General features: G+C 64.5%; 6 protein-coding genes and 1 pseudogene. 3 read left to right on the top strand and 4 right to left on the bottom strand.

Going from position 1 to position 7,367, the window contains the following annotated elements:
* A pseudogene (gene gltD, locus EOA24_RS21485) lies at positions 1-192 on the top strand (glutamate synthase); the annotation flags it as partial.
* 154 nt (positions 193-346) lie between these two features.
* Here gltD and EOA24_RS21480 read toward each other — a convergent pair.
* Both EOA24_RS21480 and EOA24_RS21475 read right to left on the bottom strand, forming a co-directional pair.
* Positions 347-1,555, bottom strand: a complete 1,209-nt coding sequence (locus tag EOA24_RS21480) for a DUF459 domain-containing protein (RefSeq protein ID WP_126081462.1) — start codon at positions 1,553-1,555, stop codon at positions 347-349.
* Between the two features lie 222 nt (positions 1,556-1,777).
* Entirely contained in the window at positions 1,778-2,998 is a 1,221-nt protein-coding gene (locus tag EOA24_RS21475; RefSeq protein WP_126081463.1) for a lytic murein transglycosylase, read from the bottom strand.
* 222 nt (positions 2,999-3,220) lie between these two features.
* On the opposite strand from EOA24_RS21475, the gene galU reads away from it, so the two are divergent.
* Positions 3,221-4,126 carry a UTP--glucose-1-phosphate uridylyltransferase GalU gene (gene galU / locus EOA24_RS21470; protein ID WP_126081464.1) on the top strand — a complete coding sequence of 302 codons (906 nt, stop codon included), beginning with the start codon at positions 3,221-3,223 and terminating at the stop codon, positions 4,124-4,126.
* 52 nt (positions 4,127-4,178) lie between these two features.
* On the opposite strand, the gene EOA24_RS21465 is transcribed toward galU, so the two are convergent.
* Entirely contained in the window at positions 4,179-5,969 is a 1,791-nt protein-coding gene (locus tag EOA24_RS21465) for an outer membrane beta-barrel protein (protein WP_126081465.1), read from the bottom strand.
* A gap of 160 nt (positions 5,970-6,129) precedes the next feature.
* Here EOA24_RS21465 and EOA24_RS21460 point away from each other — a divergent pair, with 160 nt between their 5' ends.
* Complete coding sequence (locus EOA24_RS21460; protein ID WP_126081466.1) at positions 6,130-7,131, top strand: KpsF/GutQ family sugar-phosphate isomerase; 1,002 nt, start codon at positions 6,130-6,132, stop codon at positions 7,129-7,131.
* Positions 7,132-7,180: 49 nt separating this feature from the next.
* Here the strand turns inward: EOA24_RS21460 and EOA24_RS21455 are convergent.
* The coding region (locus tag EOA24_RS21455) for an NfeD family protein (protein ID WP_189354108.1) at positions 7,181-7,367 on the bottom strand (187 nt) is incomplete at its 5' end.

Here is a 7,367-nt window from a genome sequence, read left to right as displayed (position 1 = left end):
GTTACCGACAGCCGCCGCTCAAAGAATGTCGAGGCGAACGACAGCGATTACAGGACGAGCGTCGACAAGCTCTATGCCGCGGGCGACGTGCGCCGCGGCCAGTCGCTGGTGGTCTGGGCGATCCGCGAGGGCCGCCAGGCGGCGCGCTCGATCGACGAAGCGTTGATGGGATCGACGGTTCTTCCGCGCTGAGACCGTTTTAAAATTCTACTCCTACGGTCAACTGCCGGCGTTTTCTGCGCTTCCGGTGCTCACGTACGTCAACGTACGCTCCGGTCCGGTTCTCGAAAACACCACCATCTGACTCGCAGGAGCGAATTTCTAAAACGGTCTCCGAGCCGATGAGCTACTGATTGACGCCCGCCGCCGTATCGGGCTGAGCGGCGGCGGTCGGCTTCGGCGGCCAGGAAAAATCGTCGGCGCGGCCGGGTGAGGCGGCCGGCGCCTTGCCTTCCAGGATCAGCTTTTCGCCGGGCAGGTTCGGATCGGCCCTGGCAGGCTGCGCGGCACCCAGCAGTTCAGTGCCGCCGTCGAGCGCGGGATCGCCGAGCAGCATCGGCGCGGTGCGGTCGACGATGATGGGCGCGGCGGCCGGCTTCGGCGCCTCGACCGGAGCGCCGGCCGGCGCCGACACGGTGGTGATGCTTCCCGGCGCCGCCAGTCCGAGGATCTTGGCCAGCGGCTTTTCCGTGTAGAAGGCGAGCTTGCGCTTGCCGGCCTTGGTGACGTTGATGCCGTCGTCGGAGCGCAGGCGCACCGGCTGGCCGTTGATGTCGGGGCCGGAGGTGACGAAAGCGCCGTTCTCATCGACGAAGCCGTCCCAGACATCGACGAACTCGCCGCCATTGCTTTGGGCGACCGAGTGATAGATGTCGTTGAAGGCGAGCATGTCGGAATTCATCTTCGACACACCGAAAGCCGGCATGCCGACCCACAGGAATGGCACCTTGGTCTCCTGAAGAGCCTTGCCCAGCGCATCGGTGCGGCGCTCATATTCCTTGGTCCAGTTCTCCGAGCGCGGCTGCTCGCGCACTTCGCCGACCTTCATCTGCTGCCGGTCGTTGGAGCCCAGCATGACGATCACGACCGCCGGTTTCTCGGTCTCGATCAGCGATTTTATCTGGGCCGGCCAATTGTAGACGTCGTCGCGAACGAAGCCGGAGGAACCGTTGGAGCGGGCGACGATCCTGACGGCGGGATTGTCGGCAAAGGCCGTGTCCAGCCCCTCCGCAAGCCCGCTCGCCAGAAAATCGCCGACCACCAGGACGACGCGAGCATCGTTGGTCTTCTCGACGATCGGCGTTTCGGGCTCCGCCGGCGGGCGTGGCTTGGATTTCTTCTTGGGTTTCGGCCTTGGCTGGACTTCGACGGGCGGCTCGATGCGTTCGCTGCGGCGGGGAAACAGAAGGTCGCGCAGCGACCAGCCGCGGCTTTCCTCCTGCGCGAACGCAGGGGCGTGGAACACGCCGGCGGCGGTGACGACAAGCACGGCAAGGGCGAGAATCAGGATCGGCGCCCGGCGAATACCCTGCCTGATACGCGCGACCGAAACCAAACACCTCTCCATCCCTTGGCGCATGACCAGGCAAACGCGGGAAAGTCATGCGCAAGCCGAAGCGCTACCGCATCCTTGCCGTCTTTGAAAGGATGCCTGGCGCCCTAAAGTGCGTCGCGCTGAAATGGATTCAGTCGACGCGCTTTAAGTCTTTGTTTTGATGCATGTCGTTCCCCCAAAACCGCTGCGCACTTTTGGGCGACATGCATTAGAGCGGCTCTGCTACCGCTTGCGGAGCCATTTGAGCACTTCCAGGCTCGGATAGCCATCCTGGGTCAGGCCAACCTTTGCCTGGTAGGCCATGATGGCGGCCTTCGAGCCGTCGCCGATCTTGCCGTCGAACTTGCCGTCGTAATAGCCGTGCTCGGAAAGCCGCTTCTGCAGCTCCTGCCGCTCCTCGAAGCTGAGCTTGGTGAAGGGCCGCTGCCAGTCCTGCACCAGGCCGGTGCCGCCGGCGATCTCATCGGCCAGAAGCCCGACGGCCAAAGCGTATTTGTCGGCATTGTTGTAGGCCTTGATCACCGAGAAATTCCGGATCATCAGGAAGGCGGGGCCGCCCCGGCCGTCCGGCACTTTCAGCGTCGCCTTGTCGGTCAGGTTCTTGAACGGCTTGCCGCTGGCCCTGACGACGCCGAGCGCCTGCCACTGCGCGATCGTCTTTGCGCCGCCGGGCAGCTTGCTGGCCGGTATGGTGACCTCATAGCCCCAGGTCTTGCCGGCTTGCCAGCCGTTCTTCTTGAGCAGATTGGCGGAAGTCGCCAGCGCGTCGGGGATCGAATTCCAGATATCGCGCCTGCCGTTGCCGTCCATGTCGACCGCATAGCGCTGATAGCTGGTCGGGATGAACTGGGTCTGGCCCATCGCGCCGGCCCAGGAGCCCATCAGATGGCTCTCGTCGATGTCGCCGCTCTGCAGGATTTTCAGCGCCGCGATCAGCTGGGTGCTGGCATATTTCGAGCGCTTGGGATCGCCATAGGCAAGGGTGGCCAGCGAACGGATGACGTTGCGCATGATGTCGTCGCGCTTGAGCGTCTCGCCATAATTCGATTCCATCGACCAGATGGCCAGAAGGATGTTGCGGTCGACGCCGAACCGCGCCTCGATGCGGTCGAGCCATGGCTTCCATTTGCGTGCCATCGCCTGGCCGTTGGCGACCGCCTGGTCGTGCACGCGGTTGTCGAAATAGTCCCAGGCGGGCGCGGTGAATTCGGGCTGGGTGCGGGCTTTTTCCAGCACGACCGGGTCGGGCTCGATGCCTCTCATGGACTGATCGTAGACAGCGCCCGAAACGCCGCCCGCCACCGCGGTGGCGCGGAAGCCCGCGACCCACTGGCGGAACCCGGCATCGGCGAAAGCGGGTCCGGCGGGCATCAGCAGGGCCAAGGTCAGGCCGGCTGCGGTCGCCAGTGCCGTCAGGCGCCTCGCGGTGTTGCGAACGGACATCATTTCCTCCTTCGTCAAATCAGGAAGGATCATTCAACGCCGAACCGGGTTAGTATTTAGTTTACCATAGGCGCCGCCGGGAACGAAAAGAGGTGTCGCGGCTTCTAGCTCTCACATTCAACCTGGACGTCCGATAGCCCAACATTCCGGCGTGAAAATGTTTGGGGGGATTGCGGAGCGTGCCGCCGAGCGGATAATTGGCCGAAAAGCAGGGGTGTCAGCATGAAGCGCGTTCGCAAGGCAGTTTTCCCGGTCGCCGGCCTCGGCACGCGGTTCCTTCCGGCCACCAAGGCCATCCCGAAGGAAATGCTGACCGTCGTCGACCGGCCGGTCATCCAATATGTGGTCGACGAGGCGCGCGAGGCCGGCATCGAGCATTTCATCTTCGTGACCGGGCGCAACAAGGCGGTCATCGAGGACCATTTCGACGTCCAGTTCGAGCTCTACGACACGCTCGCCCAGCGCGGCAAGGACGACCAGCTCGCCCGCCTGCAGCGGCTGCAGCCGGCGCCGGGACAGACGAGCTTCACGCGCCAGCAGGTGCCGATGGGCCTCGGCCACGCCGTCTGGTGCGCCCGCGAGCTGGTCGGTGACGAGCCCTTCGCGCTGCTTCTGCCGGACATGATCATGCAGTCGGAAAAGAGCTGCATGAAAAGTATGGTCGAGCTCTATGCCGAGACCGGCAACAACATCGTCGCCGTGCAGGAATGCGACCCAGCGGAAGCGCACAAATACGGCATTGTCGGGCGCGGCGAGGACACGCATCACGGTTTCCGCATCACCGGCATGGTGGAAAAGCCGAAACAGGGCACCGCCCCCTCCAATCTTTACATCAACGGCCGCTACATCCTGCAGCCGGAAATCTTCGGCATCCTGGAAAGCCAGGAACGCGGCGCCGGCAACGAGATCCAGCTGACCGACGCGATGCTGAAGCTAGAGAAGAAGCAGCCCTTCTACGGCTACCACTATAAGGGCCGCACTTTCGACTGCGGCTCGCCGGAAGGGTTCGTCGAGGCCAATGTCGCCTTCGCGCTGTGGCGCAGCGACATGAACGCAAGCATGGCCGGCGTCATCCGCACGCTGCTGGACGAGGTGCGGCCGGTGGAGCGCCGCGGCGCCGCGTTCTAGCCTCTCGGAACCCCTGAATCTCGGCATAGGCTTGGGCCATTGCCGCTACTCTTCAGCGCTGGACCTTCAGACCAAGATAGACGCTGTTGGCCGTATAGTCGCGTCCAGGCAGGTTGCTGGTCAGCTTCTCCGTCCGCATCCTCGTGGTGAGGCCGGCATAGCGGTTGAGCCACCAGGTCAGTCCGGCTTCGGCGCTCAGGATCAGGTCGTGGCCGTCGGAGCCGGTGTAATCGCGCCAATCGAGGCCAAGCGCCGAGTTCGCCGTCAGGTTGGCGCGGATCTGACGCTCGCCGGTCAAACGACCGGAGTAGAGGATATCGCCGCTCTCGCCGGCCGTCGTTGTCGTCTCGACGTTGGTCTTGCCGGTGAGGCCGATGGTGGTGCCGCGCTCGGGGGACCATTTGAGGTCGGCGTTGATGCTCGGCCCTGCCACCGCCGGCAGGCGGCTGTCGTCGATCGCCTCGCGCAGCCAGCCGACGGCGAATTCGCCTGAAAGTTTCTCGCCCATGTCGAGCTCGAGGCCGGCACGCGCGCCAAGCCTGGTCGAGGACCGCTCGAAGCCGTCGGTGTCGACGCGCAGGTCATAGATGCGCCGCCCGGCCTCGACTTCCGTGAAGGGCGTCAGCGCCGGTGAAATCTGATAGCCGGTGCGCAAGGTGGCCGTGTAGAGCGTGTTGTCGCGATCCTTCTGCGAAATGCTGGTTCCATCCGAGAGCTCGGCGTCGCCGTAAAAATCATGGGAGACCGAGCCGGTCAGCGCATAACGCATCTTGCCGACACTTTTTTCGATGCCGAGGCTGCCGTCCACAGTCTGGCGCAGCGGCTGCTGGGTGACACCGGCGATCGCATCTGGCGAGGAGGCCGATTCCGGCGCTGCCTCGTAGCCGAGCTTGGCGATGGCGCGCAGCTCGTTGTCGAGATCGACATTGAGCTGGCCCTCGATGCGGCCCTGCGCATCGTTGATCTTTTGGCCCGAGACGGTGTTGCGGAACTGGCCGTAACCGGTGATCAGAGCCGAATTCTCGCGCCAGTCGGAGGTCGCGGTGAAACGCAGCGCTGTCTCCGACAGGACGGCCGATTTGCCAGTGCTGCTGGAATCGGCGTTCGACGTGGCGGTGAAGCCTTGCTCCAGCGTCGGACGGAAGACAAAGGTGCCGATCCTTACGCCGGGAGCGGCGAAGGGATCTTCCTCCGGCTTGGCCTTCTGTCCATCGATCGATCCGGTACGCTCCTGGCCCGGGTCGAGCTTCTGCTTGTCGACGCTGTCGATGGTGACGGCGCGGCGGTTGCCGCCGTCGCCGGCAGTCGCTGCAGCATCGGCCTGATCACCGGTGGCGGCGGTTGCGGCGGTGGTCGTGTTGTCGGTTGCCTCGCCCGCCTTCTTCTTGGTCTTTTTCTTATCGGCAGTCTTGGTGCTGGCCTTCGTGTCGGCCTTGGCGTCCTGCGTGCGCTGCCTTGCCGTCGAAGGCCGGCGCGGCTTTGCCGGCGCCGTGTCGGCCAGCGGGTCGTTGGCTGCCGGCGGCTGGTCGAAGATGCTGTCCGACGCACCAGCCGTCTGGTCGTCATCCGGAACCGCGCCTGGGCTTGCCGGCTGATAGGTTGTCGGCGCCGTGTCCTGGACGGCGGCGGGAGCGTTCTGATCCTGCGATCCTTGCGCCCGCAACTGCCTGGCCTTGCGCTGCTGGTCGGCAAGTATGGCCGATTCGGAAACCTCGCCGCGCAGTTCGGTTTCCTGCGAAAATGCAGGCGCCGGGCGCAGCAAGGCAAGCGCGCTTGCCGTCAGCAGTGCTGCAACGGCAATGCCCCTTCGACCGATTTTCGTTTCAGGCTGGCCCCCGGACATCGTCACCACTGCTTGCGCGGCGCGGTTGCGCCATACTTACCGAACCGTAAATGCGGATGGTTAACGGAGGGTTGAGACTGACTGCCTGGGTTGCCCGCAAACGAGGGCAAACGGCAATTCCGTTGGACAGGCGGGCGACATGGCGCTAATGGCTTCTGCCATGCATGCGGGGTCCCCAGAAAGAAAGCAGCCGGACAGGCAGGCTGCGATCGAATCGGCGCTGAGAACGGTGGCGACGGAGCAGGCCGGCATGGCGGCCCTGGCCGCCGCACTCGCAGATGGGCTGGCCGAGCCCTTCGCGGCGGCCATCGACCTGATTTCGCGGATCGCGGGCCGCGTCATCGTCACCGGCGTCGGCAAGAGCGGCCATATCGGCTCCAAGATCGCCGCGACGCTGGCCTCGACCGGCACGCCGGCCTTTTTCGTCCATCCGGCGGAGGCCAATCACGGCGATCTCGGCATGATCGCCCGTGACGACGCCATCATCGCCATGTCGTGGTCGGGCGAAACCAAGGAACTGATGGGCATCGTCGCCTATTCCAGGCGCTTTTCCATTCCCCTGATCGCCATCACCTCGGGCGAGAACTCTGCACTGGCGCGAGCGGCGGACGTGGTCTTGCTGCTGCCGATCGTGCCGGAGGCCTGTCCGCACGGGCTGGCGCCGACGACGTCGACGCTTCTGCAACTCGTCATGGGCGATGCGCTGGCGATCGCGCTGCTCGAGGCGCGTGGCTTCACATCCGATCACTTCCGAACCTTGCACCCCGGCGGGCAGCTTGGCGCCAATCTGACCCTGGTTTCGGAGATCATGCGGACCGGCGATCAGGTGCCGCTTGCTTTGCTCGGCACCAAGATGCCGGAAGCGGTGATGACGCTCTCGCAAAAGAAAGTTGGCTGTGTCTGCATCGTCGATGCCAGCGGCAAACTGGTCGGGATCGTCACCGACGGCGACGTCGCACGCAATCTGCATCGCAATCTCGCCGACGTCACCGTCGATGAGGTGATGACCCGCACCCCCAAGACGATCGATCCGCAGACGCTAGCGGGCACGGCGATCGCCATGCTCAACGAGCACAATATCGGCGCGCTGGTCGTGATCAAAAACAAAATGCCGGTGGGCGTGGTTCACTTCCACGACCTGCTGCGCATCGGCGCAGCTTAACGCGTGAGATTTCAGGCCGAATCGGCCCGATATTTTGATCTGTCTCGGCTCAGATTGCCTCGACAGTCAGCTCCAGATCGGTATCCGCCGCCCCGGTCACGCGCACCTGCGCGCCGACCGGCAGGTCGGGACCGGAGACGCGCCACAGCGTGTCGCCGAGCCGGATGCGGCCGCGGCCGTTCTTGATCGGCTCGGCCAACGTTGCCGGGCGGCCGACCATCTGCGCGCCGCGGCGG

The sequence above is a fragment of the Mesorhizobium sp. M2A.F.Ca.ET.039.01.1.1 genome (genome assembly GCF_003998035.1).
Classification (GTDB): Bacteria; Pseudomonadota; Alphaproteobacteria; order Rhizobiales; family Rhizobiaceae; genus Mesorhizobium.
Note: the sequence above shows the minus strand (reverse complement) of the source record. Positions and strands in the feature narration are given on the sequence as shown.

What these genes read in the sequence shown, in the direction of transcription:
- EOA24_RS21460 (WP_126081466.1), top strand. Translation starts at nt 6,130, where the DNA reads ATGCATGCGGGGTCCCCAGAAAGAAAGCAGCCGGACAGGCAGGCTGCG.
- EOA24_RS21475 (WP_126081463.1), bottom strand. Translation starts at nt 2,998, where the DNA reads ATGTCCGTTCGCAACACCGCGAGGCGCCTGACGGCACTGGCGACCGCA.
- galU (WP_126081464.1), top strand. Translation starts at nt 3,221, where the DNA reads ATGAAGCGCGTTCGCAAGGCAGTTTTCCCGGTCGCCGGCCTCGGCACG.
- EOA24_RS21465 (WP_126081465.1), bottom strand. Translation starts at nt 5,969, where the DNA reads ATGTCCGGGGGCCAGCCTGAAACGAAAATCGGTCGAAGGGGCATTGCC.